Here is a 26,240-nt window from a genome sequence, read left to right on the forward strand (position 1 = left end):
CGACACTAGGAGGCGGCATGCGGACGTCCCGGAGAGAGAACCATCGCGAGGCGGTGGCCGGCCGCGCCAACGTCGCCGACACGCCGGCGCTTGACGCCTACTACGATGCCCTGGAGCGCAAGGAGATGGGCGCGCTCTGGACCGTGGCCAACAAGATCGAGCCCTGGCAGCCGCGGCCGCAGTCGGTGCCGACGATCTGGCGCTGGGCCGACGTGCGCCCCGCCATCCTGCAGGCGCCCGACCTTGTCAGTCCCGAGGACGCCGGACGCCGCGTGATCATGCTGGTCAATCCCGGGCGGCGCGAGGTCTCGGCCGCGGTGGGGCTGCTCTACAGCGGCATCCAGATCATGAAGGCGGGCGAAGCAGCCACTGCCCACCGGCACATGGCCAGCGCCCTGCGCTTCATCATGGAAGGCCAGGGTGCCTACACCATCGTCGACGGCGAGCGCATGACCCTGGGCGTCAACGACTTCGTGCTGACGCCCAACGGCACCTGGCACGAGCACGGGGTCGATGCGTCCGGCACCACCTGCATCTGGCAGGATGGCCTCGACATCCCGCTGATGAACGCGCTCGACGCCAATTTCTACACCGTGCATCCCGATCTGCGGCAGCGCACCAACCAGCCGACCGACTCCTCGGTCCGCCTGCACGGCGCCGGCTTCGTGCAGCCGGCCTGGCTGCGCCAGGCCTGGACGAAGCCCTACTCGCCGCTGCTGAAGTTCGACTGGGCGCCAACCTACGAGGCGCTGACTCGCGCGGCGCAGGTCTCCGACGGGTCGCCCTATGACGGCATCATCATGGAGTACGTCAACCCGCTCACCGGCGGACCGGTGATGCCGACAATCGGCGCCTCCATGCAGCTGCTGCGCCCCGGCGAGCACACCAAGGCGCATCGCCATACCGGCTCCTTCGTCTATCACGTCGCCAAGGGGCGCGGCTTCAGCGTCATCGACGGGCGGCGCTTCGACTGGCAGGAGCGCGACATCTTCGTGGTCCCGTCCTGGTCGGTGCACGAGCACGCCAATCTCGACGACCGAGTCGACGCCTGCCTGTTCACGTTCAACGATCTGCCGGTGATGCAGGCGCTGGCCACCTATGCCGAGCAGCCCTGCCCCGACAACGGTGGGCACCAGATGGTGGTCGCGTAGACCAGCGGCTATCGGTAAATGACTGTCATCCCGAGCGCAGCGAGGGATCTCCCGCGAATGGCGCACCGTGCGTCTTTCACGGGAGATCCCTCGCTGCGCTCGGGATGACAGGTGGTTAGCGACCCGTGATTGCTGGTACTACCCCGGAGCCGCCGCGCAGCATTCGGCGCACCAGATGTTCTCACCCTTGCGCCGCCACTCCGAGGCGCCGAAATGCAGGTGCTCGACCCCGGCGTCGGCCACCTGCGCCAGCGGCAGGACACGATGGATATGCGCCGGATCCGGCCATGACGGCGCCGCCGGCTGGCGTCCGACGCGCCGGATCGTATGCGCCAGCGGCGGGTTGATGAATACCGGCACCGACAGCCGCTCCCGCGACCGTGACGGGTTGACCACGCGATGCGGCGCCGCGAACAGGTCGCCCCAGGTCGCGAACTGCAGCAGCTCGCCGATATTGACCACCACGAGCTCGGGCGCCGCCGGCACGTCGATCCACCGCACGCCGCGGTCCAACACCTGCAGGCCGCCGATGTCATCCTGGAACAGCAGGGTCAGCCACGAGAAGTCGCAATGCGCCGCCACGCCCCGGCGCCTTTCGCCACCGTCCGGCTGCGCGTGATAGCGGATGAGCTTGAGCAGCGTGTAGGCATCGTCCGATGCCGCGCCGAACGCGTCCGGCGATGCGCCGATGGCCTGCGCCAGCGACGCCAGCAGCAAACGGCCGATGTCCTCGGCGCCGCGCAGGAGCGCCTGCACGTCGCAGCGCAGCGCCGGATCCGGCGGCCACAGGTTCGGGCCTTCCAGCCGGTGCCATGGCTGCCCGGCCGCGCGGGCCGGCCGCTCGCGCGCGAAGTGGATCTGCTCGCGCCAGTCGCGTTCGTTGTGCATGACGCTGAAGCCGCGGAAATGCGCCGAGCGCGCGATGTCGAGCTGCTGGCGGGCGGCCGCGTCGAGCGCGAAGAGCCGACGCGCCAGGGACACCGCGTCGCGACGGAAGGGCATGCCGGCCAGCCGGAACGTGCCGACATCGCGGCTCGCCGCATGAAGCGCACGCCGCGCCGACGGATCGCCCGCCACCAGCGCGGCGGCATCGATGACCGGCAGCGCTGCCATCGTCATGCAGCGCCCTCCTCGGCGAGCAGCCGCAGCAGCAAGGCGCGTCCGGCCACGAGATGATCGGCCAGCCCCGGGTCGACCGCCTCCCCCCAGAAGCGTCTGGCCAGCTTCGAGCGCACCTTGACGATGTGCGGCTCGCCGGCCAGCTCGCGGCGCAGGATCTCGGGCACCGGCGTGAGCGACTTCTCGTGACAGATCTCGAACAGCAGCACGCATGCCGCGGCCACGTCAGGCGTCTGGCCACCCCCGCAACGCGCCAGGCCGGACAGCAGGCCATCGACCGTCGCGGCAGCGCGCTGCATCAGGCGCGCATGCTCGCCGCGCCGCGCCACCAGCGGCGCCACCGCCGCCGCCAGGACACGGCGATGGCCACCGGTCGCCGCATCGAAGGTGGTGCGCCGCCCGTCGCGGTCGGGCGCGCCGTAGGCATCGGGGATCGCGACGCCCAGCACCGCCAGGTCCTCGCGCACCATGAAGCGCAGATGGTCGACGTCGTGCCAGAAGAACTCGGACGGCGTGCAGGCGTCGCCGTCGGCCATGGTTGTGCTGTCGCGCAGCCCGACCACGCGCGCTGATGTCGCCCGCAGCCGCAGCAGGTCGACCATATCAAGCGTCTCGAAGCTGGGCAGCATCACGATGGACGGCGCCAGCGCCAGCGCATCGTCGAGCTCGGCCGCGACGCGCATGCCATACTTGGTCCGCGCGCCGCCGGCATCGAGCAGCGACACATAGTCGAGCGCCAGGCGGATAAGGGCATCGTGGCGGCAGCCGTCGGTGCCCCATGCCTGCGCCCGCGCCGCGATCGGCGCGAAACGACCGTCGCCGGCATCGCTGCGCCATCTCGCCCGGGTCAGGAGCGGACGCACCAAAGCCTCGAGCTCGGGCATCGGACACGGACCAACCGCCGGCGCTCCCGCCAGGCGCCGGGTGAGGGCGCGGGCGACCTGCAACGTCAGGCTGGCCGCATCGGTCATCGGCGACACGCCCTCCTGCGCCGTTCGCAGGAGGGCGCCGGCGTCTCAGAACGCCTCAGCCTTCAGGGCCATCAGCGTCTCGCTGCCGGCCTTGATCTGGTGCGCCAGGGCCGTGGTCTGCGGCAGCACGCGCCTGGCGAAGAACCGGCCGGTGGCGAGCTTGGTCTCGTAGAAGTCGTTGTCGGTGCCGGCCTGCAGGCCGGCATGCGCCGCCTTGGCGATGCGGCCCCACATATAGGCCATGGCGGTCAGCGCCATCAGCCGCAGCAGGTCGGTGGCGGCGGCGCCGGCCTCGTCCGGGTTCTTCATCGCGTTCTGCATCAGATACATCACGCTTTCCTGGACGCGGCCGATCGCCTTCTCCAGCGGCTCGACGAACTCGGCCATCTTCGGGTCGGCCTTGTTGGCGGCGATGAAGCCGTTGATCTCGCCCAGCAGGCGCTGCGCCGGCTTGCCGCCCTTCATCATCAGCTTGCGGCCCACCAGGTCGAGCGCCTGGATGCCGTTGGCGCCCTCGTAGAGCTGGGTGATGCGCGCGTCGCGCACGAGCTGCTCCACGCCGTGCTCGCGGATGAAGCCGTGGCCGCCATAGGTCTGCACCGCAAGGTTCGCCGACTCGGACCCCATGTCGGTGAAATAGGCTTTCACGATCGGCGTCAGAAGCTGCAGCAGATCGTCGGCCGCCTCGCGCGCCTCGGCATTGTCGCTGTGATGCGCCTTGTCGATCAGCGAGCCCACCCAGTAGGCCAGCGCCCGCGCGCCCTCGGCGAACGACTTCTGGATCAGAAGCATGCGCCGCACGTCGGGATGCACGATGATCGGGTCGGCCGGACCGTTGGCGTTCTTGGGACCCGTCAGCGAGCGGCCCTGCAGGCGGTCCTTGGCGTAGGCCGCGGCGCTCTGGTAGGCGGTCTCGGCGATGCCCAGCCCCTGCATGCCCACGCCCAGGCGGGCGGCGTTCATCATCACGAACATGGCGTTCAGGCCCTTGTTGGGCTCGCCCACCATCCAGCCCTTGGCGCCGTCGAAGTTCATGACGCAGGTCGCCGAGGCCTTGATGCCCATCTTGTGCTCGATGGCGCCGCAGCGCACGCCGTTGGCGGCGCCGGGCTTGCCGTCGTCGGTGGGCAGGAACTTGGGCACGATGAACAGCGAGATGCCCTTGGTGCCGCCCGGCGCATCCGGCAGGCGCGCCAGGCACAGATGGATGATGTTCTCGGTCAGGTCATGCTCGCCGGCCGAGATGAAGATCTTGGTGCCGGTGATGGCGTAGCTGCCGTCGGCCTGCGGCTCGGCGCGCGTGCGCAGCATGCCCAGGTCGGTGCCGCAATGCGGCTCGGTGAGGCACATCGTGCCCGACCACGTGCCGTCGCCCAGCTTGGGCAGATAGCGCTGCTGCAGCTCGGGCTTGCCGTGCGCGCGCAGCGCCTCGTAGGCACCGTGCGACAGCCCGGGATACATGCCGAACGACAGGTTGGCCGAGGTGATCATCTCCTGCACGACGAAGCCAAGGGTGGCGGGCAGGCCCTGGCCGCCGAACTTCGGATCCGTGGTGATGTTGGTCCAGCCGCCGTCGATGAACTGCGTGTAGGCTTCCTTGAAGCCCTTGGGCGTGCGCACCACGCCGTTCTCGTAGTGGCAGCCCTCCTCGTCGCCGGAGCGGTTGAGCGGGAACAGCACGTTCTCGCACAGCTTGGCTGCCTCCTCGAGGATGGCGTCCACCAGGTCGGGCGTGACCTCGCCGAACGGCGGCAGCGCCGTGACCTCCTTGAAATCGATCACCTCGCGCAGCACGAACCGCATGTCCTTCAGCGGCGCCTTGTACGTGGCCATCACCTATCTCCCTGTCGGAAAATCAGAATCGGAAACCAGAACAACGCATTCCGATCCTTGGCTTCTGTCACCTGTCTTCTGAATCGGGGTCGACACCCTTGCCGCGCAGGAACGCCTCGGCCTGGGCCTCGACCTCGCGGAACTCGGCCAGCTGCGCACGCAGGTCGCGCAGCCGTTTCTCCAGCTCGGCGATGTGCTCGCGGCTCTTGTGCAGCACACCCCTGATCTGCTGCACGCCCGAATGATCGGAATGGTACAGATTGAGCAGATCGCGGATCTCGCCAAGGCTGAAGCCCAGGCGCTTGCCGCGCAGCACCCAGCCCAGCCGCGCCCGGTCGCCGGCGCTGTAGACACGGGTAGTGCCCTGACGCTCGGGCGCGATCAGCCCCTCGTCCTCGTAGAAGCGAATCGCGCGCGCCGTGACGCCGAACTCCTTGGCGAGTTCCGCGATAGTCCATGTTCGCCCCGGCGCCTTCGCTGCGCCGCGCTCGGCATCGAGTGTGGCCTGCGACATGAGCCTACCGTAGTTGACGTTTACGTAAACGTCAATCCACCGAAAAAAAGTGCCGGCCCGGCGCAACCTCGACCGGCCGGCCAGCGTTGGTGAAACGGCGGGTCTTCCCGCCGATTGTTCCCCATGACGACACACTCGCCCCGCCGCCAGGCGGGGCTTTTTTCTCCGGCCCTCGCCTGCCTTGGTTTTGCCGCGGGCCCTTCCCATCTGACGACGCATGACGGATGAGCCCGGCGGCAAGACCGCACTGATCGTTCCCGATTGGCTGCGGCCCGAGCCGCCGCCGCGCCGGCCGTGGCGCAAGGTGCTGATGGCCCTGGCCGTGGCCGGGTGCTTGGCCCTGTCGCTGCTGGGCGGCCTGCTGCCGGTCATGCCGGGCTGGATCTTTTTCGTGCTGGCGATCTACCTGCTGGCGACCGAGTTCCGCACCGGCCGGCGCTGGGTGACCAAGGCGCGCCGGCGCTGGCCGTGGATGTCGGAATGGATCACGCGCGCGCGCAACCACCGCTGGGCGCCGCGCCACCTCGAGGAGTTCGACGACCTCACCGATCCGCGGCGGCGCTGACATCGGGCGCCGGGACCGGGTTGGGGAAGCGCACCCGCACGCTGGTGCCGCCCTCGGCGCGACGTGACACGCTCGCCTCGCCGCCGAGCTGCGCCGAGAGGCCGCGCAGCAGGGTGAAGCCCAGGCCGCCATCGGCCAGGTCGTCATCTCCGTCCGCGATCCCCACTCCGTCGTCCTCGATCAGCAGCTCGAACTGGCCGTCACGGTCGATCACCTGGATCGTGACCCGCGGCTCCGCCACATCGGCGAAGGCATGGGCCAGGGCGTTGGAGACGGCCTCGGTGACAATCAGCCCGACGGGGATCGCCACGTCCGGACCAACGGCCATGACGGGGGCGCTGACAGTGAAGCGCACGCCTGGGCCGGCCGGCGCGCTGTCGCCCACCGACAGGTGGCGCACGAGGTCGTTGAGGAAGGCCTGAAAATCCACCTGCGTCCAGTTCGTGCGCTCGTACAGATGCCGGTGCAGCAGCGACATGGTCAGCACCCGGTTCTGCGCGCCGGCGAAGACGCGCCTAATGCGCGGGCTGCGGATGCGGCCGGCCTGCAGGCTGAGCAGGCTGGAGATCATCTGCAGGTTGTTCTTCACCCGGTGGTGCAGCTCGCGCAGCAGCGCGTCGCGCTGCGCCAGATCGGCCTGCAGCGCCTGCATCGCGACCGGCGCAGGCGGTGATGGTGCCGCCTCGGGTGGCGCGGATGGCGCCGGCGCTGCCGGCGCGGCGGCCGCGGGCGCCGTCCGGCACCACCGGTCGATCACGATGCAGAAGACCGCCAGCGCCGCAGCGTAGACAAGCACCGCCAGGATCGCTCCAGGCCAGGATGCCACGACTGTCAGCAGCGCCAGCACCAACCCCGGCGCCAAAGCCGCGGCCGTGAGCAGGAATAGCCTGGCCCGCAGCGTCATGCCGGGCGATCAGATCGCCACGATGTTGAGCGCCTGGGCCATCGCCGTCTTCAGCAGGTCCGGGTCGAACGGCTTGGTGATCACGAAGGCAGGCTCGATGCCCTCGCCGGTCAGCAGGCGCTCGGGGTAGCCGGTCACGAAGATGATCGGCACCGACATCGATTTCAGGATCTGGCGTACCGCCGCCATGCCGTTGTCGTCGCCGCGCAGCTGGATATCGGCGATCACCAGGTCGGGCGTGTGCTTGGCGGCCAGCGACACGGCTGCGTCCTCGGTGGCCGCGATGCCGACGACCTGATGGCCGGCGCCGCGCACGATCTTGGCGACATCGAGCGCGATCACGGCCTCGTCCTCGATCACCAGCACCCGCACCGACGCGACGCGGCGCAGCTCCTCGCGCGCCGTGCGCAGCGCCTCCTCGGCCTCCGCCGGGGTGATGGCGAGGATGCGCGCGGCGTCCTCGATGGCGAAGCCTTCGAGCACCGTCAGCAACAGCACCTTGCGCTGCATGTCGGGGATCTCCCCGATCTGCACCTTGAGGCGGCCGGGCGCGGTGCCTGGATCGCCGCCGCCATCGGAATCCAGGCCGCCGAACGGCCGCTGCAGCCGGTGGAACAGCGCGAAGACGTCGACCTTGGTCGACGTGCCGTCGCGCATCAGCTCCGGCTGCTGCAGAAGCACCTCCACGCACAGGCGCACCCACTGGTCGCCCTTGTCCTGGCTACCGGTCAGGGCGCGCGCATAGCGGCGCAGGAACGGCAGCGTGTCGAGCAGCTGACGGGAAGGTTCACTCGCTGTGTTGGACACCTCATGCCCCCCGAAACACCAGAAATCGGTCGACCCGGCCGGCGTCAAACCGGATGTCCCCTGACGGCGTTACATCCACGCAAGTTTCGTAGCGGCGCCAAAGTTACCCTGTCAACCAGGCAACTCAACGGTGCTTGCGGATTGTGGAATGCAGCGCCACCATCGGTCAACGACGGAGAGGCAACGGGAGCGATCATGGCGGGCAGCGGCTATGACTACATTATCGTGGGCGCCGGCTCGGCCGGCTGCACGCTGGCCTATCGCCTGGCTATCGATCCGTCCGTCCGCGTGCTGGTGCTGGAAGCCGGCAGGCCCGATACGCATTTTCTGATCCACATGCCGGCCGGCGTGGTGAGCATGGCCGGCTCCGGGCGCTACGATTGGGGCTACTGGACCGAACCGCAGGCGCACTGCAAAGACCGCCGCATGTACTGGCCGCGCGGCAAGACGCTGGGCGGCTCGTCGTCGATCAACGCCATGCTGTATGTCCGCGGCCATGCCTGGGACTACGACCATTGGCGGCAGCTGGGCAATCCAGGCTGGAGCTACGCCGACGTGCTGCCCTATTTCATCAAAGCGCAGCACAACGAACGCGGCGCCTCCGAGCACCATGGCGCCGGCGGGCCGTTGAACGTCGCCGACCAGGTCTCGCCGGCACCGATCAACAACGCCTTCGTCGAGGCCTGCGTGCAGGCCGGCCACCGGCGCAACGCGGACTTCAACGGCGCCGTGCAGGACGGCGTCGGCTTCTTCCAGGTGACTCAGAAGGGCGGCAAGCGCTGGAGCGCGGCGCAGGCCTATCTGCGGCCGGCGCTGGCGCGCGGCAACGTGACCGTGCTCACCCAGGCGCACGTGGCGCGCGTGATCATCGAGAACGGTCGCGCCACCGGCGTCGCCTATCGCAAGGACGGCAAGGACACGGTGGCGCATGCCGCGCGCGAGGTCGTGCTGTCGGGCGGCGCCGTCAACTCGCCGCAGCTGCTGATGCTGTCGGGCGTCGGACCAGCCGACCACCTCAAGGCACATGGCATCGCCGTCGTCGCCGACGTGCCTGGGGTCGGCGCCAACCTGCAGGACCACCTCGACGCCGCGACGCTCTACTACTGCACGACCCGCGACACCTACGACACCGCCAGCAAGCTGGCGACCTTCGCCAGGTACGTGTTCGCCAAGACAGGCCCGGGCACGTCCTGCATCGCCGAAAGCGGCGGCTTCCTGCGCACCGGCGAGGGGCTTGCCGCGCCCGACATCCAGCTGCACTTCATCCCTGCCTTCGTGATCGACCACGGCCGCACCCGCATGAAGCGCAACGGCATGACCCTGCATGTCTGCCTGCTGCGGCCCGAAAGCCGCGGCAGCATCCGGCTGAAGAGCGCCGACCCGATGGCCGACGCCGCAATCGACGCCAACTACCTGGCCGAGCCCAGGGACCTGCAGGGGCTGGTGCGCGGCACCCGCATCGCACGCGAGATCTTCGCCCAGGCCGCGCTTGCCCCCTTTCGCGGCAGCGAGCTGGAGCCCGGCGCCGGCAAGCAATCCGATGCCGACCTGGCCGACTGGGTGCGCGCGCGGTGCGAGACGATCTATCACCCGGTCGGCAGCTGCCGCATGGGCCCCGAAACCGATTCATCCGCCGTGGTCGACACGGCGCTGCGCGTGCGCGGCGTTGCCGGCCTGCGCGTGGTCGATGCCTCGATCATGCCGACGCTGGTCGGCGGCAACACCAACGCGCCCACCATCATGATCGCCGAGCGCGCCGCCGACCTGATGCTGGGCGAGGCCGTACCGGCCCGGCAGGCGGCTTGACCATGGGCCCCTCCGTCCAGCGCAGCCGCGCCACGGCCACGATCCTGCGGCTCGCCGGCATCGGCGACATCGCGCTGGGCGTGCTCGCCGCGCTGGGCGGCGAGTCGATCCTGCCGCTGGGCGAGGTCGCGCCCGGCCTGCGCCTGTGGTGGATCGTCGGTGCGGTGCTGGCGGCCGGCGGCATCGGCGTCCTGCTCTGCGCGCACCTGCTGGACCGCCGGCGCAGCGACAGTGGCGGCGGTTCCGGTCCGGTGCAACGCGGCTGACGCACGGCCATCTTCAGGGAGAGGCCAGCATGGGAAAGGGAGCACGGATCTGGGCTGGCCTGGTGCTGGCGTGCCTGACGCTGGCTGCCTGCTACGAGACGGCGCCCGGCGTGCTGGGCCGCGGCGCCGATGTCGCGCTGTCGTCCGGCATCTATCGCTGCGAGAACGACAAGGACAGCCAGGTGTCGATCGCGTCGATATCGGCCGCAGCCCAGCTCGCCCCCGACGACGTGGTCTACGTCGCCACGATGGAGAAAAGCCGCTACCTCGTGCGCATCGCCGCCATGGCCGACGGCCTGTTCCTGCTCGAAGGCCGCGACGACTACCGCCGGGCCTATCACCTCTTTGCGCGTCGGCAGGGCAATGACGGCTATGAGCTGCTGGTCGCCGATTCCGCCGGCGCCCGGGCGCGGCTGACGGCGCTGGCCGGCGCGCACGGCGTGGCGATCGAGTTTCCGAACATGGGCCCGCCGCGCATCGCGGGCACGCCGCAGAGCGAGCGCGCCTTCCTGATGGCCCACACCCCCACCGAGCTGCAGCGTGTCAGCACCTGCCGCCTCGTGCCGTGATCACCTCTCCCGCCAAGCGGGAGAGGTGAAGATCACCCCCGCTTCTCCACGACCGCGAACCAGGGCCGGCCGCGGACCTCGGCGAGCGTGCCGCTGCCGTTGCGGGGATAGATGCTCATCGTGATGGTGTCGCGGACATTGCCGCCGATCGCCCGCACCTGCGCGCCGTTGACGACCACCACCACGTCGCAATGCGCCGCTTCGCGATCGACCGCGGCACGCAGCGCGGCGGCGTCGCGCGGGCCGGCCCAGCGCGTGCCGGTGCAGACCAGATCGCCGGGCTTGGGGGCGTAGCGGCGCCAGTCATGGACCACGAAGCGGCGGCCGCCGCCGCCGCCGAGCTGGGCATCCAGCAGCGACATCAGGTAGCCGGCATGGCGGCCGCTGGGCGGAAAGTCGCGCGACGGCACGCCTGCCTCGTGCACCACCCAGGCCACGAAGATGCCCGACCACGGCTTGTCGCTGCGGCCGTTCCATTCCGGCCGGCCAACCAGCGCCCAGTAGTCGCCGATGCGCGAGGCCAGCGGCTCGCGCGTCTCGTTGACGCCGCCGTTGTGGCTGCCCGGCCCGCCATAGACCAGCACCTCGCCGCCGGCCCGGCGCCATTCGTGCCAGGCGACCGCGGCCACCGGGTCGCTCGGCGGTGATTCCCGCGTGCTGCCGCAGGCGGAGAGCGAGAGCGCCGTCGTGAGCCCCAGCAGGGCCCACCGCAGCGCCGCGGCCAGGCCCGGCCGTCGTCGTTGCTGTTCCATCGTCCTCGCGCGATCGGGAAGGGGAACCGATCGAGGGATCACTCTATCATGATTTTCGTCTTATTCACCATAGGTTTAAAGAGAGGTTTGGATATACTACACGAGACTGACCCTTTGACTTGAGCCGCGCGTGGACGCGCGCGATGCGAAACGACATAGTGGCGCCGCAAGGGTGACGGGAGGACACAATGCATGTCTGGGAGAAGAGCTACCCGCCGGGCGTGAGCTGGGCGCTCGAGGTGCCGCGCAAGGCCATTCACGAGGTGTTCGAGGAGAGCTGCGCCACCTACGGTGACAAGCCGTTCACCGACTTCCTCGACAAGGTCATGAGCTTCCGCGACTACAAGGAAGCCACCGACCGTGCCGCCACCGGATTCCAGAAGCTGGGCGTGAAGCCCGGCGTGCATGTCGGCCTGTATCTGCCCAACACGCCGCACTACCTGATCGCCTTCTTCGGCATCCTGAAGGCCGGCGGCCGGGTCGTGAACTACAGCCCGCTCGATGCCGAGCGCGAGCTGGAGCACAAGATCAGCGACAGCGAGACCGATTTCCTGGTCACCCTGGACGTCAAGGCGCTCTACCCCAAGATGGCCGGGATGCGCGGCAAGACGCGCCTGAAGAAGCTGATCGTGGGCAGCATCGCCGACTTCCTGCCCTGGCCCAAGAACTGGCTCTACCCGATCGCCAAGAAGGCCGACATCGCCAGGTGGCCGCGCGACGACTGGCACATGTCGTTCAAGGACCTGCTGAACAACGACGGCCGCTACCAGCAGCACAAGCTGGGCGACAACCTGTGGGACGAGGTCGCGCTGCTGCAATACACCGGCGGCACCACAGGCCTGCCCAAGGCGGCGATGCTGACGCATGGCTGCATCATGGCGGCGATGAGCCAGGGCCAGGCCTGGACCACGCCCTACACGACGCCGGGCACCGAGAAGGTGGTCTGCGTGCTGCCTCTGTTCCACATCTACGCGCTGTCGGGGATCATGCTGGGGGCGGTGCGCAACGGCAACCAGCTCATCCTCTATCCGCGGCCCGATATCGACATGATCGTGAAGGACCTGGGCACCAAGAAGCCCACCTTCCTGCCCGGCGTGCCGACGCTGTACACCGCCATCAACAAGCATCCGCTGGCCCGGCAGCTCGACCTGAAGTCGCTCAAGATCTGCATGTCGGGCGGCGCACCGCTGCCGGTCGAGGTGCAGAACGAGTTCGAGAAGCTGACCGGCGCCACCCTGATCGAGGGCTACGGCCTCACCGAGACCTCGCCCACCGGTTGCATCTGCCCGGTCGACAAGACGGCGCGCCGGGTCGGCTCGTGCGGCGTGCCGATGCCCGGCACCATCGTCGAGATCCGCGACCTGGAGGACATCGACAAGGTGCTGCCGCCGGGCAAGGAGAATGTCGGCGAGGTCTGCATCATCGGCCCGCAGGTGATGAAGGGCTACTGGAAGAAGCCCGACGAGACCGACAAGGTGCTGTTCACCCACCCCGACAGCAACTGGAAGGGCCTGCGCACCGGCGACATGGGCTACATGGACGCCGACGGCTGGGTCTACCTGGTCGACCGCTCAAAGGACCTGATCATCTCGTCGGGCTACAACGTCTATCCGCGCATGATCGAGGAGGCGACCTACGAGCATCCCGCCGTCGACGAGTGCATCGTGATCGGCATCCACGACGAGTACCGCGGCGAGGCGCCCAAGGTGTTCGTGAAGCTGAAGCCCGGGATGTCGCTCACCTTCGACGAGCTGAAGAAGCACCTGCAAGGCAAGATCGGCAAGCACGAATTCCCGGTCGCCTTCGAGATCCGCAGCGAGCTGCCCAAGACCCCGGTCGGCAAGCTGTCTAAGAAGGAGCTCAAGGCCGAGGAAGCCGCCAAGCGCGACGCCACCAAGCAGGTCGCGGCGCAGTAGGGTATTCCCTCCCCCAACGCAGTTGGGGGAGGTGGCCGAAGGCCGGAGGGGGACCCGACGCGGTCTTAATTGCCAAGACCACGTCGCCTCCCCTCCGCCCCTTCCGGGGCACCTCCCCAGCAAAGCTGGGGAGGCGGATTTTCAACCCCGCCTTATCTGGTCGATGTAGTGCCTTGCGAGCTCGATGCTGCAGCCGCTGGCGCGCTGGACCGTCTTCATGGCCTCGTCGGTATGGCCGCGCGCCAGCAGCGCCGTCACCGCCAGCCGCAGCCGCGGGTCCTCCAGCGGGCGGCGCGGGTCGGCGCCGCCGCTGCGCTGGCTCTCGGCCAGGGCGTCGACGTACTCCTTGGCCTCCTTCAGCGCCATGCCGGTGCGCTCGTGCACCAGCTTGATGGCGGCGATGGCCTCGCCGCGCGCCACCAGGGCGGCCGCCTCGGTGCGCACGCTGGCGCTGCTGCCGGCCTGGGCGCTGGATGCCATCACCATCTGGCGCGCCACCACCATCATCGACGGCGCGTTGGGCAGCGCCTCGACATAGTCCTTGGCCTCCTTCAGGCCCAGGCCCGTCATCTCGCGCACCATCTTGATGGCCTCGATTTTCTCGCCGCGCGCCGCCATAGCGCGCACCACCGAATCGGCCGCCGCCATGGTCATGCTGGCAGCCGGCGACGGCTCGGCCGCCGGCGCCGCCGGGCCGCCGGCGCTTGCGATCACCCGGGTGCGCGACCGGCCGCGCAACAGCAACAACAGCAGCAACCCGATCACGCCCAGCGTGGCGCCAGCGGTGATCGCGATCAAGACCGTGTTGTCCATCGATGACGCTCCCACTTCCGGTCGGGGTCATAGCACAGGCGGCCGCGCGGCGCCCACCGCCGCCGCAGCCCGCCTGCCTGCCTGCCGGTGTGCCGCCCGGTCACATCTGCTCATCCGAGGCCGCATCCGGCTGCGGCTTCCCCTGCCGCGGCCCGCCCGGTAATCTCAAGGCTACCGGACCGCAAGGACCTTGACGTGGATACACCTCCTTTCAGCTTCGATTTCCCCTACGATTCCCGCCGGCTGCCCATCTTCGCCCGCAATGTCGTGGCCACGTCGCAGCACTTGGCGGCGACGGCCGGCCTGCGCATGCTGGCCAAGGGCGGCACCGCCGCCGACGCGGCCATCGCCACCGCCATCGCGCTGACCGTGGTCGAGCCGACGATGAACGGCATCGGCGGCGATGCCTTCTGCATCCTGTGGGACGGCAGCCGCCTGGTCGGCCTGAACGCCTCGGGCCGCGCCCCGGCGCTGATGACCCGCGACCGCTACGCCGGCCTCGACAAGATGCCGGGCGAGGGTTGGGGCGCCGTCAGCGTGCCCGGCTGCGTGTCGCTGTGGGTCGAGCTGCACCGCAAATACGGCACCCTGCCCTTCGCCGACCTGTTCGAGCCGGCCATCCGCTACGCCCGTGACGGCTTCCGCGTCTCCTGGATGGTGGCGCAGCAGTGGCAGCGCGCCATCGCGCGCCTGAAGGACCAGCCGGGCTGGGCCGCGGCCTTCATCCCCAAGGGCCGCGCGCCGCTGCCGGGCGAGCTATGGCGTTTCCCGGCCCAGGCCGAGACCCTGCGCCAGATCGCCGAATCGGGCGGCGAGGCCTTCTATCGCGGCGCCCTGGCCCAGAAGATGGAACGCTGCGCCGTGGACGGCGGCGGCGCACTGCGGGCCGCCGACCTCGCCGCCCACCAGGCCGACTGGGTCGACCCGATCGGGCTGGCCTATCACGGCACCTCGCTGCACGAGATCCCGCCCAATGGCCAGGGCATCGCCGCCTGCATGGCGCTGGGCATCCTGGAGAACTTCGAGCTCAGCGGCTTCGCCCCCGACGGCCCCGAGGTGGCGCATCTGCGCATCGAGGCGATGAAGCTCGCCTTCGCCGACGTGCACCGCCATGTCGCCGACCCCCGGCACATGGAGGTGACATCGGCGCAGCTGCTCGACAAGGCCTACCTGAAGTCGCGCGCCCGGCTGATCAATCCGCGCAAGGCCGGACGCTTCGAGCCCGGCACCATTCCCAGGCTCTCGGGCACGGTCTATCTCGGCGCCGCCGACGAGGGCGGCATGATGGTGTCGCTGATCCAGTCGAACTACGCCGGCTTCGGCTCGGGCGTGGTGGTGCCGGAGACCGGCATTGCCCTGCAGAACCGCGCCGCCGGCTTCTCGCTGCAGCCCGGCCACCCCAACGAGGTGGCGCCGGGCAAGCGGCCCTTCCACACCATCATCCCCGGCTTCGTCACCAAGGATGGGCGGCCGCTGGCCACCTTCGGCCTGATGGGCGGCGGCATGCAGCCGCAGGGCCACATGCAGGTGCTCTCGCGCATCGTCGATTTCGGCCAGAACCCGCAGGCCGCCATCGACGCGCCGCGCTGGCGCGTGCATGAGTCGGGCGACCTGTGGCTGGAGCCGCATATGCCGGCCGCCACCGCCGGCGCGCTGCAGGCGATGGGCCACACCGTGGTGATGACGCAGGCGCCGAGCTTCGAGTTCGGCTCCAGCCAGATCATCTGGCGCTACCCCGACGGCGGCCCCTATCTCGGCGCCTCCGAAAGCCGCCGCGACGGCGCCGCCGTAGGCTTCTGAATCTTCCGTCTCCCCGCCGCCGCGGGGAGACAGAAGACGACCGCTTGACCTTCCCATGATTGGAAGGTCCATCTAGGGGGCATGAACCAGACTCTCACTGCACAAGAGCTGCATGATTTGCGGCTGCCGATCGTGGGCATGACCTGCGCCTCGTGTGTCAGCCGCGTCGAGCGCGCGCTGGAAGCCGTGCCGGGGGTTGAACGCGCGAGCGTCAACCTGGCGTCGGAGACCGCCACCGTCACGGCGCCGGCCGCGCTGGCCCCGGCGCGTCTCGCCGCGGCGGTCGAGGCCGCCGGCTACAAGGTCGGGACATCCACCATCGATCTCACGGTCGAGGGCATGACCTGCGCCTCATGCGTCGGCCGGGTCGAGCGCGCGCTGCAGCAGGTGCCGGGCGTCACTGGTGCGAGCGTGAACCTCGCGACCGAGCGGGCCCGCATCGAGGTCGCCGGCAGCGCCGACCACACCCTGCCCGCCCTGCTGGCCGCGGTCGAGGCCGCCGGCTACCGCGCCCGGACCCTGGCGCCGGCCGCCGGCGCCGAGGATGCCGCCAAGGCGCGCACCGACCGCCGCGAGCTGCTGCAGGTGAGCGCCGCGATCCTGCTGTCGCTGCCGCTGGTCGCGCCGATGGTGCTGCAGCCTTTCGGCATCCACGCCATGCTGCCGGGCTGGTGGCAGTTTGTGCTGGCGACGCCGGTGCAGTTCATCCTCGGCTGGCGCTTCTACGTCGGCGCCGCCAAGGCGCTGCGCGCCGGCACCGGCAACATGGATCTGCTGGTGGCGCTGGGCACGTCGGCCGGCTGGGGGCTGAGCACATGGCTGCTGCTGCGCACGCCCGCCGAGGCCATGCCGCACCTCTACTACGAGGCCTCGGCGGTGGTGATCGCGCTGATCCTGCTGGGCAAGTATTTCGAGGCCCGCGCCAAGCGCCAGACCACGGCCGCGATCCGTGCCCTGATGGCGCTGCGGCCCGAGACCGCGCGCGTGCGCCGCGACGGCGCCGAGCTGGAGGTGCCGTCAGCCGACGTGCGCGTGGGCGAGCTCGTGGTGGTGCGCCCGGGCGAGCGCATTGCGGTCGACGGCGTCGTCACCGAGGGCGCCACCCATGCCGACGAGTCGCTGATCACGGGCGAGAGCGTCCCGGTACCCAAGCATGTCGGCGACGCGGTCACCGGCGGCGCCATCAACGGCGACGGCCTGATCGTGGTGCGCACCACCGCGGTGGGCGCCGAGTCGACGCTCGCACGCATCGTGCGCCTGGTCGAGAACGCCCAGGCCGCCAAGGCGCCGATCCAGCGCCTGGTCGACCGCGTCAGCGCCGTGTTCGTGCCGGTGGTGATCGGCATTGCGCTGCTGACGCTGGCCGGCTGGTGGCTGCATACCGGCGACCTCGAGCATGCCGTGATCACCGCCGTGGCGGTGCTGGTGATCGCCTGCCCCTGCGCGCTGGGCCTGGCGACGCCGACCGCGATCATGGCCGGCACCGGCGTGGCGGCGCGGCACGGCATCCTCATCAAGGACGCCGAGGCGCTCGAGCGCGCCCATCACATCGACGTCGTGGCCTTCGACAAGACCGGCACGCTCACCGAAGGCAAGCCCTCGGTCGTGGCCTTCGAGCCGCACGGCCTGCCGCATGCCGAGGCGCTGCGGCTGGCCGGCGCCATCCAGGCCGGCAGCGAGCATCCGCTGGCCCGCGCCGTCATCGAGGCCGCGTCGGCCGAAGGCGTGGCGCTGCCGGCGGCGAGCGACGTCACCGCCCTGCCCGGCCGCGGCGTTGCCGCCACGGTCGAGGGCCGCGCCCTGCGCCTGGGCAGCGCCCGCCTGATGGCCGAGCTGGACGTCGACCTCGCGCCGCTCGCCGCCCCGGCCGAGCAGCTGCGCGACGAGGGCCGCACGGTGTCGTACCTGGCCGGCAGCGCCGGCTCCCAGTGGCGGCTCCTCGCCCTGATCGCCTTCGGCGATGCGCTGAAGGCGTCGGCACCGGCCGCCATCCAGCGCCTGCGCGACATGGGCGTGCGCACCGTGATGCTGACCGGCGACAACGCCGGCAGCGCCAGGGTCGCCGCCCGGCGCCTGGGCATCGACGAGGTCGTGGCCGAGATCCTGCCGCAGGACAAGGCGGCGGTGCTGGCGCGCCTGAAGGAAGGCGGCAAGGTGGTGGCGATGGTCGGCGATGGCGTCAACGACGCGCCGGCGCTGGCCGCAGCCGATGTCGGCATCGCGATGTCGACCGGCACCGATGTGGCCATGCACGCCGCCGGCATCACGCTGATGCGCGGCGATCCGGCCCTGGTGGCCGATGCCATCGCGATCTCGCGCCGCAGCCGGGCCAAGATCTGGCAGAACCTGTTCTGGGCCTTCATCTACAACGTGCTGGGCCTGCCGCTGGCGGCGCTGGGCCTGCTGAGCCCGGTGATCGCCGGCGCCGCCATGGCGCTGTCCAGCGTCAGCGTCGTCTCCAACGCCCTGCTCCTGCGCCGCTGGCGGCCGGGACGATGACCATGCTTCCGGTCGGGCCGCAACCTGCAACACGCACGGAGTCCGTCATGAACATCGGCGAAGCTGCCCGCGAATCGGGCGTGTCCGCCAAGATGATCCGCTACTACGAGAGCGTCGGCCTGCTGCCGCGCGCGCAGCGCACCGAGTCGGGCTATCGCGTCTATCGCGACGCCGACGTGCACACGCTGCGCTTCATCCGCCGCGCCCGCGATCTCGGCTTCTCGATGGAGCAGATCACCGCCCTGCTGACGCTGTGGCGCGATCACGGCCGCGCCAGCGCCGACGTCAAGCAGCTGGCCCGCGCGCATATCACCGAGCTCGAGGCGCGCGCCGCCCAGCTCATGGCCATGAGCCGCACCCTGCGGCACCTGGCCGACCACTGCCACGGCGACGCGCGGCCGGAATGCCCGATCCTCGATGACCTGGCCGACGGTAATCATGCCGCGCCGGCCCGGTCCAGAAAGGCCATGAACTGACAGCCGGGCGCAGCGCGGCCCGAAGATTCGCTTATCGACATATAAGAATCGGCAATGAATCGCGAAAGCCGTTTGGCCTTATAGTGCAATGGTGGCCGTTGTGTCGCCGCTCGGGACGACGATGCTCATCGAGGGATCATCACCATGGGCGATCTGAGATTCGGCTGGGGCAACAACAGCAAGCTGAACTCCAACGCATCGCAGTATGAGATGCGGATGAGCTGGGAGGTCACCACCGCCAGCGCAGCCTTTCACCGCCTTTTCAATCAGAGCCTGCTGGGCTTTGTCGGCCGGGTGGTGAAGGTGTTCTCGCCGCCCCAGTCGATCGGGCTGCTGTTCGAGTTCGGCCCCGGGGAGCGGGACCGCTTCGCCCGGCTTGTCGACAACCGCGCGTTCCCGCCCAAGACGCTGAGCGAGGCCCTGCGCGAGAAGCTCGTGCCGTCCATCATGATCCCGGACAACCCCGGCCCCGGGCATCGCGACGCCTGGTGGCGCAAGCTCGCCGCCGGTGCTGCCATCGGCGCCAGCTTCCGCGAGCAGGGAACCGATACCAGCGTGCATATCGCCTTTAACAGCACACTGTGCGACGTGCATGTCGATCGCAGCGGCTTCGCCGTCACCAAGGACGGCTACCCGCATTGGGACCTGAACAACGTGCTGCGCCACCTGACCCTCGACCTCGCCGGCGACAAGCTGCCCTGGGTGCTGGGGTCGGTCGCCTACCTGGGCCGCAACAACCGCCCCATCTTCCAGGCCACCCTGCATCCCTGGCTGGCCGTCGACCTGCCGTCGCGCGACAACGACCGCACCGCCGTGAAGATCGGCCTGATGGTGACCGGGAACTTCTAGTCCTGGCGGCCGCGGCAGCGCCGGCTGCGGTTTATCCGCCGTGCCAGCAACCTCTCAGCCTTGCTTCGCCGATCCCGTGGCGTAGGCACGCCGCTCACTTGTCTTTTCGTCCCGTCTCCACTTCAATTGGAAGCAGCTCAGGCGACTCCAACCAAGGATATGGGCGTGCATCAGCTCAAGCCGCTTCGTCACGTCGATGCCGTTTCAGGCTATGGCGCGAAAGACGTCCTGGTCGTTTTCGGCGAGGTGTTTGCGCGCGGCTACGTCAACGGCCTGATCGAAGAGGCCAGAAAAGCCGGGATGAAAGTCATCCACGGCACGGTGGGACGCCGCGATGAGAACGACCAGCTGCGTCCGTTGACGGCGGATGAGCTGGCTACGAAAGACCAGCCCTTGGTGAATGTCCCGCTGGAGTGCGGCTTCGACCTGGCACGATCGAGCCAGGGCGTCAGTCCGTGCGATCAGCTCAAAGGCTTGAAGCTGAGCGAGTGGAACAAGGCCACGCTTGATCTTGCGCAAGTGGAAGAGGCTCGCGCGGTCGGCCGTGACGGTTTTCGGGCGCGTGTGAAGCAGTATCTGGCCGAGCTCGAGAAGCAGATTCCCGCGGGCGCCAACGTTCTGATCGCCCACACCATGGCCGGCGGCGTTCCGCGCGCGAAAATCATCGCGCCCATCATGAGTCGGGTATTCAAGGGCAGCGATGTCTCCTCGAAGGAATTCTGGAGCGGTGACGTGGGCCGCTTCTGCGAAATGAGCTTCATGGACGTCACCGCGAACAGTCTTGGCGATCTGATCGAGCTGAGCGCCGGACTACGCGACCGGGTCGCCAAGCAGGGCGGTCAGGTTTCTTACGTGGCCTACGGCTATCATGGCGCCGAGATCTATGTTTCGGGTGGATATCAATGGCAGAGCTATTCACCTTACCTGCAGGGTTTCGCAAAGCTTGAGCTCGAAAATATCGCCCGCCGCGCGACCAGCGATGGCATCAGGGTCTGTGTCTTCAATGCGCCGGAGATTTTGACCAACTCGAGCTCGATATTCCAAGGTGTTGAAATCGCGCTCTACCCGCTGCTGGGCGCTTTCAGGAAAGAGGCTCCCGATCATGCCGTCACCCGGAAGCTGATGGCGCAGTGCACCCGTCTGTTGAGACCGGAGCACACTGTTGATGCGTTGATCGAGCTCACCGACGGCTATTTCGGTTCGGACATCATTCAGCGCTGGACGCAGTTTGATCAATGGCCACAACACAGCGGCCCCGAGCAGATGGAATTGATGCAGGCGACGTCCAGGAGGCTTGTCGACATGCACAAGGACCGCCGCGACCTTCTCACCGCGACGCTCAGCGAGGTCGTGATCAAAGCCTGCGGCCACGCCATGCTGCGTGAGGCGCTGAACCCGCGCGAACCCACATGGTGGATCGGTCATCAATTCGTGACGGCGGCAAGCCTTCATTAGCCCGGGAGCCGCGCCGGGCTCACCGCCAGAAGCGCTCCACGCGCAGAAAGCGGCGAGACGAGCAGGGTTCCAGATCCTGCAACCTCGCGAGCCGCTCATCGGAAAGAAGTGGCAAGACCCTCCTCTTTTGAGGCAGATTCGGCGGCTGGCGGGACCGGCATTGAAGCATCCCTGGCTGGCCAGTTCGGGTTTCCGTGCAACCTGATGGAGTTCGTTCACCGGCTGTCAGACACAATCAGACGGAAACATGCGCTACAGATTTCTGCTGGCTGCGGCGGCGATGGCCGGCCTGGTCCTCGGCGGACCGGCCCTGGTGCAGGACAAGAAGAAGCTGGCATTTGTCGTGAATGCGTCCTCCGACTTCTGGAAGCTCGCCGAAGCCGGCGTGAAGAAGGCGCAAGGCGAGCTGCCCAACTTCAATTGCAGTTCCGCTATCCTGCCCAGGGCACGGCCGCGGCGCAGAACTCGCTGATGGACGATCTCGTCACGTCGGGCGTCGCCGCCATCATGATCTCGTCATCCGACCCGAAGAACTCCATCGACGCCTTCAACCGCATCGCCGCCCAGGTGCCGCTGTTCACCACGGATTCGGACGCGCCCGACTCCAAGCGCATCGCCTATCTCGGCTCGTCCAACACCGATGCCGGCGTCCAGGCCGGCGAGGAGATGGTCAAGGCCATGGCCGGCAAGCCCGGCAAGTGCATGGGCTTCGTCGGCTTCCTCGGCGCCGACAACGCCAGGGAGCGCATCGCCGGCTTCAAGAAGGCGATCGCGGGCAAGGGCATCGAGCTGGTGGACGTGCGCGGCGACGACGTCGACTTCACCAAGGCGCGCACCAACGTCGACGACGTCCTGGTGGCCAAGCCCGAGATCAACTGCATGGTCGGATTCTATTCCTACAACCCGCCCAAGATCTACGAGGCGCTGCAGGTCGCGGGCAAGCTCGGCAAGATCACCGTGGTGGCGTTCGACGAGGATCCGGTCACGCTGGGCGCCGTGAAGCAGGGCGCGTTCGCCGCCACCGTCGTGCAGCAGCCCTTCGAGTGGGGCTATCAGGGCATGAAGCTGATGGCGAAGTATCTCGAGGGCGACAAATCGGGCGTGCCGAAGGACAAGCTGATCATCGTGCCCACCAAGGTGATCAGCAAGGCCAATGTCGAGGCGTTCGAGGCCGACCTGAAGGCAAAGCTCGCGAGCGCCCGCTAAGGCGCGTCCGGAAGCGCAGGGCGTCCCCTTGCGCTTCCGGGCCATCGCAAATGGCTCCTGTCATCCTGAGCGAAGCGAAGGATCCTGCGGTGAGTCGTTCCCCGCTCGAGGCAACGAGTGCGTTCCGTTGGAAGATTTCACCACAGAGGCACAGCGCAGCCTCTGGCCGCAACCAAATGCGGGGAAAGCGCTTCATGGTGAGCACAGGTGAATGCTTCGCATTCACCTGTGCTCACCATGAAGGCTACAAAAATCATCGCGGCTTGCGAAGATTCTTGAGGGCACAGTGGCACACAGAGAGCAGTCGTTGCGCACGCCCAGCGTGCGCCCCCGCGTTCCTCTGTGTTTTTCTCTGTGTCCTCTGTGCCTCTGTGGTGAAGCCGTTCGCTTCAGCAGCTCCGCCATGGCGATAGCCAATCCCCGACGTCAAATGCCATGACCGCCACCGCTCCCGCGCCGTCGCCGCGTGCCGTGCAGCCGTTCCTGCGGCTGCGCGGCGTGCGGAAATCCTATCCCGGCGTCGTCGCGCTGGCCGGCCTGGACCTCGAGGTCGGAAGCGGCGAGGTCATCGGCCTGGTCGGCGAGAACGGCGCCGGCAAGTCGACCTTGATGAACATCCTGGGCGGCGTCATCGCGCCGGACCGCGGCACGATCGAGGTCGACGGCGCGCCGCGCGCGGCCCTGACGGTCGGCCAGTCGATCGGCGCCGGCATCGCCTTCGTCCACCAGGAGCTCAATCTCTTCGACAATCTCGATGTCGCGGCCAACGTGTTCATCGGCCGTGAGCCGCGCAGGTACGGGCTGCTCAATCTTGTCGACACCCGGCGGCAGCGGCAGGCGGTGGCGCCGCTGCTCAAGCGGCTGGGCGCGAATTTCGGCCCCGACGTGCCGGTGCGCCGGCTGTCGCTGGCGCAGCAGCAGATTGTCGAGATCGCCAAGGCGCTGAGCTACGATGCGCGCCTGATCATCCTCGACGAGCCGACCTCCAGCCTGCCGCTGCGCGAGACCGAGAAGCTGCTCGAGGTCATCGGCAGCCTGAAGGCGGACGGCATCGCCACCATCTTCATCTCGCACCGGCTGCACGAGATCGAACGCGCCTGCGATCGCGTGGTCGTGCTGCGCGACGGCCAGCTCGCCGGCCGCCTCGAGCGCTCTGAGATCACCTACCAGAAGCTTGTCCGGTTGATGATCGGCCGCGATCTGAAGGTGGTCTACACCGCCCCCGGCGCGCCGCGCGGCGAGGTCGTGCTGTCGGCGCGCGCCATCCGCACTGCCGCCTATCCGCACCATCCGGTGGACCTCGACCTGCACCGCGGCGAGATCCTGGGCCTGGCGGGGCTCGTCGGCTCCGGCCGCAGCGAGCTGGCCCGGGCGCTCTTCGGCATCGATCCGATCTATGGCGGGTCCGTCGTCCTCGGCGGCGCTCCGCTCGCCATCACCAGCACCCGCAGCGCCACCGGGCGCGGCATCTTCCTCGTGCCGGAAAACCGCAAGGAGGCCGGCATCCTGCTCGACATGTCGATCGCCCAGAACATCACCCTGCCCAACCTCGAAGCCTACGCGCGCGGCGGCATCGTCTTGCCGGCCGCCGAGGCCCGGCGCGCCGAGAAGAGCAAGGCCGACCTCGACATCCGCGCGCCCGGCGTGGCGGCGCGCACCGGCGCCTTGTCGGGCGGCAACCAGCAGAAGGTCGCGCTGGCCAAATGGCTGGCGATGAACCCGCGGGTGATCATTCTCGACGAGCCGACCCGCGGCATCGATGTCGGGGCGAAGTTCGAGATCTACCGCCTGATGCGCGGCCTGGCGGACGCCGGCGTCGCGGTGCTGATGATCTCGTCCGACATGGAAGAGGTGATCGGCGTTTCCGACCGCATCGCGGTCATGCACGAGGGACGCATTTCCGGGATGCTGGATCGCGACCGGTTCAGCGAGGAGAATGTGCTCATGCTCGCGGTAGGCTACGGCATCGACAACGCGGGAGCAACGGCGTGACCAAGAAAGATCTGGGCCTGCTGATCCTCATCCTCGTCGTCGGCCTGGGCGTCTACCTGGTCAACCCGCTGTTCCTGTCGCCCAACAATCTCGCCAACACGGCCAACCTCATCGCCCTGTTCGGCCTGTTCTCGATCGCCCAGGGCTTCGTCATCATCACCGGCGGCATCGACCTCTCGGTCGGCTCCATGATCGCGCTGCTGGGCGTGCTCTTCGTCGACATGGTGGGCCGGCTGGGCGTGCCCTGGCCGCTCGCGGCGGCGATCGTCATGGGCATCGGCCTGCTGCTCGGCCTCGCCCACGGGCTGCTGATCGCCAGGCTGCACATCCAGCCCTTCGTGGTGACGCTCTGCGGCCTGCTGATCTACCGCGGCGCGTCGCGCGGCTACACGGCGGACGCCACGGCCGGCTTTCCGTTCGGCACCACCTATCCCGGCCTCGATTTCTTCGTGGCGCGGCCCTGGGGCATCCCGACATCGGTGTTCGTGCTGGCGGTGGTGGCCGTGATCGCCTGGATCGTGCTCCACCGCTCGGTGTTCGGCCGCTACCTCTTCGCCGTCGGCAAGAACGAGGAGGCCGCCAGGTTCTCGGGCATCCGCACCGGCGCGGTGATCATCGCGGCCTACACGATCTGCGCCGGGCTGACGGCCATCGCCGCCATATTCTTCGCCATGTACACGCGCTCGGTGTCGCCCTCCTCGCACGCGAATTTCTACGAGCTCTATGCCATCGCGGCCGCGGTCCTGGGCGGCTTCTCGCTGCGCGGCGGCGAGGGCTCGATCGTCGGCGTCATCCTCGGCACGATCCTGCTGCAGGTGCTGCAGAACCTCGTCAACCTGCTGGGCATCCCCTCGTCGCTCAATTTCGCCGTGATGGGCACGGTGATCCTGGTCGGCGTGCTGGTCGACCAGCAATGGGGCTCCTTCCGCGAGCGCCGGCGCATCCGCGAGGCGGCGCGCACGGCGAACGGCGTCGCGGATTAGACCAGCTGCATCCGCTGTCGTCCTGAGCGAAGCGAAGGACCTTGCGGTGGGTGGTCCAAAGAGCGTAGGTGCTGGCGATCACCAGCGCCTATCGTGTTTGATGCACCACCGCAGGGTCCTTCGCTTCGCTCAGGACGACAGGAGGGGCCGATCGCTGCGCTCAGGGCGACAGGCCGCTGCAGGAAGCTTGCGCTACCGCGGCCACTGCCGCAGCGCCACGAGCCCGCCGTCGATCGGCAGCAGGATGCCGGTCACCCAGCGCGACTCGTCCGAGGCGAGATAGACCGCGCCGTGGGCGACGTCCCAGGCCGTGCCCTCGGTCTTCATCGGCACCATGTTCTTGCGCCGCTCGCGCGCTTCCTCGCCCATATGCGCCACCATCGGCGTGTACACCGATCCCACGATGATGCAGTTGGCGCGGATGTTCTGGGTCGCGTGGTCGGCGGCCACCGATAGGGTGAAGCCGTGCAGCCCGGCCTTGGCCGTGGCGTAGGCCACCGTGCCGGCGCTGCCCATCAGGCCGAGCACACCGGCGATCGACGACACCATGATGATCGAGCCGCCGCCGCCCGCCTTCATCCGGGGCAGGCAGTAGCGCGTGCACAGCATGGTGGTGGTGAGGTTGGCCTCCAGCACCTTGTGCCAGTCCTCCAGCGTGACCGTCTCGGGCGTTCCCACGGCGCCGATGCCGACATTGTTGTGCAGCACGTCGAGGCGGCCGTAGGTGTCGACGGCGAACGCGGCCATCGCCTCGGCGACCTCCGGCCTGGCGACATCGCCCGCGAACACCGCGGCCTCACCGCCTTCGTCCCGGATCTGCCGCGCCAGCTTCTCGGCGCGCTCGGCGCTGCGGTTCACCAGCACCACCTTGGCGCCTTCGCGCGCGAACAGGATCGCTGTCGCCATGCCGTTGCCGACGCCCTCGCCCCGCGGCGCCGCCCCCGTCACCACCGCCACCTTGCCCTCGAGACGTCCTGCCATGTCCCTCTCCTCG

21 protein-coding genes and 2 pseudogenes are annotated in these 26,240 nt (G+C 68.8%); 14 read left to right on the forward strand and 9 right to left on the reverse strand.

Translation table 11 applies throughout. From position 1 onward, the window contains the following. Positions 1 to 17 precede the first annotated feature (17 nt). On the forward strand, positions 18 to 1,151 hold the full coding sequence (locus FHP25_RS21830) for a cupin domain-containing protein (RefSeq protein ID WP_147849085.1): 1,134 nt from the start codon (positions 18 to 20) through the stop codon (positions 1,149 to 1,151). Positions 1,152 to 1,289: 138 nt separating this feature from the next. Here FHP25_RS21830 and FHP25_RS21835 read toward each other — a convergent pair whose 3' ends face one another. The 4 genes from FHP25_RS21835 to FHP25_RS21845 all read right to left on the reverse strand — a co-directional run bounded on the left by FHP25_RS21835 (position 1,290) and on the right by FHP25_RS21845 (position 5,588). Further along, the gene (locus FHP25_RS21835; RefSeq protein ID WP_178133688.1) at positions 1,290 to 2,270 is read right to left on the reverse strand and encodes an isopenicillin N synthase family dioxygenase; all 981 of its coding nucleotides are present in this window, start codon (positions 2,268 to 2,270) and stop codon (positions 1,290 to 1,292) included. After that, positions 2,267 to 3,241 carry a hypothetical protein gene (locus FHP25_RS40885; protein ID WP_178133689.1) on the reverse strand — a complete coding sequence of 325 codons (975 nt, stop codon included), beginning with the start codon at positions 3,239 to 3,241 and terminating at the stop codon, positions 2,267 to 2,269. The genes FHP25_RS21835 and FHP25_RS40885 overlap by 4 nt, the downstream gene beginning before the upstream one ends. A gap of 45 nt (positions 3,242 to 3,286) precedes the next feature. Then, complete coding sequence (locus FHP25_RS21840) at positions 3,287 to 5,074, reverse strand: acyl-CoA dehydrogenase C-terminal domain-containing protein (protein WP_147849087.1); 1,788 nt, start codon at positions 5,072 to 5,074, stop codon at positions 3,287 to 3,289. A 67-nt stretch (positions 5,075 to 5,141) separates the two neighbouring features. After that, positions 5,142 to 5,588 (reverse strand): MerR family transcriptional regulator, encoded by a 447-nt coding sequence (locus FHP25_RS21845; RefSeq protein ID WP_147849088.1) that lies wholly within the window; start codon positions 5,586 to 5,588, stop codon positions 5,142 to 5,144. Positions 5,589 to 5,805: 217 nt separating this feature from the next. Here FHP25_RS21845 and FHP25_RS21850 point away from each other — a divergent pair, with 217 nt between their 5' ends. Continuing rightward, positions 5,806 to 6,153: a hypothetical protein gene (locus FHP25_RS21850; protein WP_147849089.1), complete on the forward strand. Its 348-nt coding sequence runs from the start codon at positions 5,806 to 5,808 to the stop codon at positions 6,151 to 6,153. Here FHP25_RS21850 and FHP25_RS21855 read toward each other — a convergent pair. Both FHP25_RS21855 and FHP25_RS21860 read right to left on the reverse strand, forming a co-directional pair. Further along, on the reverse strand, positions 6,131 to 7,057 hold the full coding sequence (locus tag FHP25_RS21855) for a sensor histidine kinase (protein WP_147849090.1): 927 nt from the start codon (positions 7,055 to 7,057) through the stop codon (positions 6,131 to 6,133). The genes FHP25_RS21850 and FHP25_RS21855 overlap by 23 nt on opposite strands. 9 nt (positions 7,058 to 7,066) lie before the next feature. Then, positions 7,067 to 7,864: a response regulator gene (locus FHP25_RS21860; protein WP_178133690.1), complete on the reverse strand. Its 798-nt coding sequence runs from the start codon at positions 7,862 to 7,864 to the stop codon at positions 7,067 to 7,069. A 195-nt stretch (positions 7,865 to 8,059) separates the two neighbouring features. On the opposite strand from FHP25_RS21860, the gene FHP25_RS21865 reads away from it, so the two are divergent. From FHP25_RS21865 to FHP25_RS21875, 3 genes are read left to right on the forward strand one after another with little or no spacing between them, the layout of a single operon-like run. After that, positions 8,060 to 9,670: a GMC family oxidoreductase gene (locus FHP25_RS21865; RefSeq protein WP_147849092.1), complete on the forward strand. Its 1,611-nt coding sequence runs from the start codon at positions 8,060 to 8,062 to the stop codon at positions 9,668 to 9,670. 2 nt (positions 9,671 to 9,672) lie between these two features. Continuing rightward, a complete protein-coding gene (locus FHP25_RS21870; RefSeq protein ID WP_147849093.1) occupies positions 9,673 to 9,936 on the forward strand; it encodes a hypothetical protein in 264 nt (87 codons plus the stop codon). Between the two features lie 29 nt (positions 9,937 to 9,965). Next, positions 9,966 to 10,505, forward strand: coding sequence for a hypothetical protein (locus tag FHP25_RS21875; protein WP_147849094.1), 540 nt, complete (start codon positions 9,966 to 9,968; stop codon positions 10,503 to 10,505). Between the two features lie 32 nt (positions 10,506 to 10,537). Here FHP25_RS21875 and FHP25_RS21880 read toward each other — a convergent pair whose 3' ends face one another. After that, positions 10,538 to 11,257, reverse strand: a complete 720-nt coding sequence (locus tag FHP25_RS21880) for a DUF2272 domain-containing protein (protein WP_147849095.1) — start codon at positions 11,255 to 11,257, stop codon at positions 10,538 to 10,540. Between the two features lie 188 nt (positions 11,258 to 11,445). Between FHP25_RS21880 and FHP25_RS21885 the strand changes: the two genes are divergently transcribed. Next, positions 11,446 to 13,173 carry a long-chain-fatty-acid--CoA ligase gene (locus FHP25_RS21885; protein ID WP_147849096.1) on the forward strand — a complete coding sequence of 576 codons (1,728 nt, stop codon included), beginning with the start codon at positions 11,446 to 11,448 and terminating at the stop codon, positions 13,171 to 13,173. Positions 13,174 to 13,686: 513 nt separating this feature from the next. Here FHP25_RS21885 and FHP25_RS41930 read toward each other — a convergent pair. Then, positions 13,687 to 13,773: pseudogene (locus tag FHP25_RS41930) on the reverse strand (ribosomal protein L7/L12); the annotation flags it as partial. A 408-nt stretch (positions 13,774 to 14,181) separates the two neighbouring features. On the opposite strand from FHP25_RS41930, the gene FHP25_RS21895 reads away from it, so the two are divergent. From FHP25_RS21895 to FHP25_RS21930, 8 genes and pseudogenes are all read left to right on the forward strand, one after another. After that, positions 14,182 to 15,786 (forward strand): gamma-glutamyltransferase family protein, encoded by a 1,605-nt coding sequence (locus tag FHP25_RS21895; RefSeq protein WP_218578500.1) that lies wholly within the window; start codon positions 14,182 to 14,184, stop codon positions 15,784 to 15,786. An 81-nt stretch (positions 15,787 to 15,867) separates the two neighbouring features. Next, positions 15,868 to 18,285: a heavy metal translocating P-type ATPase gene (locus FHP25_RS21900; protein ID WP_147849097.1), complete on the forward strand. Its 2,418-nt coding sequence runs from the start codon at positions 15,868 to 15,870 to the stop codon at positions 18,283 to 18,285. A gap of 47 nt (positions 18,286 to 18,332) precedes the next feature. After that, positions 18,333 to 18,761, forward strand: a complete 429-nt coding sequence (gene cueR / locus FHP25_RS21905) for a Cu(I)-responsive transcriptional regulator (protein WP_147849098.1) — start codon at positions 18,333 to 18,335, stop codon at positions 18,759 to 18,761. 144 nt (positions 18,762 to 18,905) lie between these two features. Then, a complete protein-coding gene (locus FHP25_RS21910) occupies positions 18,906 to 19,610 on the forward strand; it encodes a hypothetical protein (RefSeq protein WP_147849099.1) in 705 nt (234 codons plus the stop codon). A gap of 165 nt (positions 19,611 to 19,775) precedes the next feature. After that, positions 19,776 to 21,065 (forward strand): enoyl ACP reductase FabMG family protein, encoded by a 1,290-nt coding sequence (locus FHP25_RS21915; protein WP_147849100.1) that lies wholly within the window; start codon positions 19,776 to 19,778, stop codon positions 21,063 to 21,065. A gap of 247 nt (positions 21,066 to 21,312) precedes the next feature. Then, positions 21,313 to 22,271: pseudogene (locus tag FHP25_RS21920) on the forward strand (sugar-binding protein). A 435-nt stretch (positions 22,272 to 22,706) separates the two neighbouring features. Then, positions 22,707 to 24,263 carry a sugar ABC transporter ATP-binding protein gene (locus tag FHP25_RS21925; RefSeq protein WP_147849101.1) on the forward strand — a complete coding sequence of 519 codons (1,557 nt, stop codon included), beginning with the start codon at positions 22,707 to 22,709 and terminating at the stop codon, positions 24,261 to 24,263. After that, positions 24,260 to 25,246 carry an ABC transporter permease gene (locus FHP25_RS21930; RefSeq protein ID WP_147849102.1) on the forward strand — a complete coding sequence of 329 codons (987 nt, stop codon included), beginning with the start codon at positions 24,260 to 24,262 and terminating at the stop codon, positions 25,244 to 25,246. Before FHP25_RS21925 ends, FHP25_RS21930 begins: the two co-directional genes overlap by 4 nt. Positions 25,247 to 25,438: 192 nt before the next feature. Here the strand turns inward: FHP25_RS21930 and FHP25_RS21935 are convergent, their stop codons facing one another. Continuing rightward, positions 25,439 to 26,227, reverse strand: a complete 789-nt coding sequence (locus tag FHP25_RS21935; RefSeq protein WP_147849103.1) for an SDR family NAD(P)-dependent oxidoreductase — start codon at positions 26,225 to 26,227, stop codon at positions 25,439 to 25,441. Positions 26,228 to 26,240 lie beyond the last annotated feature (13 nt).

The sequence above is a fragment of the Vineibacter terrae genome (genome assembly GCF_008039615.1).
GTDB classification, from domain to species: domain Bacteria; phylum Pseudomonadota; class Alphaproteobacteria; order Reyranellales; family Reyranellaceae; genus Vineibacter; species Vineibacter terrae.

Bases quoted from the DNA above. Each gene is read 5' to 3' on its own strand.
- FHP25_RS21875 (WP_147849094.1), top strand. From the start codon at position 9,966: ATGGGAAAGGGAGCACGGATCTGGGCTGGCCTGGTGCTGGCGTGCCTG.
- FHP25_RS21885 (WP_147849096.1), top strand. From the start codon at position 11,446: ATGCATGTCTGGGAGAAGAGCTACCCGCCGGGCGTGAGCTGGGCGCTC.
- FHP25_RS21850 (WP_147849089.1), top strand. From the start codon at position 5,806: ATGACGGATGAGCCCGGCGGCAAGACCGCACTGATCGTTCCCGATTGG.
- FHP25_RS21865 (WP_147849092.1), top strand. From the start codon at position 8,060: ATGGCGGGCAGCGGCTATGACTACATTATCGTGGGCGCCGGCTCGGCC.
- FHP25_RS21935 (WP_147849103.1), bottom strand. From the start codon at position 26,227: ATGGCAGGACGTCTCGAGGGCAAGGTGGCGGTGGTGACGGGGGCGGCG.
- FHP25_RS21835 (WP_178133688.1), bottom strand. From the start codon at position 2,270: ATGACGATGGCAGCGCTGCCGGTCATCGATGCCGCCGCGCTGGTGGCG.
- FHP25_RS21925 (WP_147849101.1), top strand. From the start codon at position 22,707: ATGACCGCCACCGCTCCCGCGCCGTCGCCGCGTGCCGTGCAGCCGTTC.
- FHP25_RS21840 (WP_147849087.1), bottom strand. From the start codon at position 5,074: ATGGCCACGTACAAGGCGCCGCTGAAGGACATGCGGTTCGTGCTGCGC.
- FHP25_RS21880 (WP_147849095.1), bottom strand. From the start codon at position 11,257: ATGGAACAGCAACGACGACGGCCGGGCCTGGCCGCGGCGCTGCGGTGG.
- FHP25_RS21900 (WP_147849097.1), top strand. From the start codon at position 15,868: ATGAACCAGACTCTCACTGCACAAGAGCTGCATGATTTGCGGCTGCCG.
- FHP25_RS21910 (WP_147849099.1), top strand. From the start codon at position 18,906: ATGGGCGATCTGAGATTCGGCTGGGGCAACAACAGCAAGCTGAACTCC.
- FHP25_RS21855 (WP_147849090.1), bottom strand. From the start codon at position 7,057: ATGACGCTGCGGGCCAGGCTATTCCTGCTCACGGCCGCGGCTTTGGCG.
- FHP25_RS21830 (WP_147849085.1), top strand. From the start codon at position 18: ATGCGGACGTCCCGGAGAGAGAACCATCGCGAGGCGGTGGCCGGCCGC.
- FHP25_RS21845 (WP_147849088.1), bottom strand. From the start codon at position 5,588: ATGTCGCAGGCCACACTCGATGCCGAGCGCGGCGCAGCGAAGGCGCCG.
- FHP25_RS40885 (WP_178133689.1), bottom strand. From the start codon at position 3,241: ATGACCGATGCGGCCAGCCTGACGTTGCAGGTCGCCCGCGCCCTCACC.
- cueR (WP_147849098.1), top strand. From the start codon at position 18,333: ATGAACATCGGCGAAGCTGCCCGCGAATCGGGCGTGTCCGCCAAGATG.
- FHP25_RS21870 (WP_147849093.1), top strand. From the start codon at position 9,673: ATGGGCCCCTCCGTCCAGCGCAGCCGCGCCACGGCCACGATCCTGCGG.